Annotated in this window: 1 pseudogene; it reads right to left on the bottom strand. The window is 62.6% G+C overall.

The window, feature by feature from the left end:
- A pseudogene (locus EOD29_RS35495) lies at positions 1 to 230 on the bottom strand (DNA polymerase Y family protein); the annotation flags it as partial.

Genomic DNA, 230 nt, shown 5'->3' with positions numbered 1-230 from the left:
CCGGGACGACGCGATAGACGCGCTGGCCGCGGTTTCCGTAGATGTCGATCAGCGGTGTCACGTCAGTGACCTCGTCCTCGACTAGCGACGACGATTTCTGGATATCCTCGAGCGGCTCGGACATGACGGCAACGAGGCTCAGCTTCTCGATGCCGAAGCCCGGCTCGATCTTCTCGGTCTGGTCACGGAAGAGCTTGGTCAGCCAGGCCACATCGCGCGCGGGTTTTGCG

The organism is Mesorhizobium sp. M1A.T.Ca.IN.004.03.1.1 (genome assembly GCF_003997555.1).
Lineage (GTDB): Bacteria > Pseudomonadota > Alphaproteobacteria > Rhizobiales > Rhizobiaceae > Mesorhizobium.
This window is presented reverse-complemented; position numbering and strand designations above follow the sequence as displayed.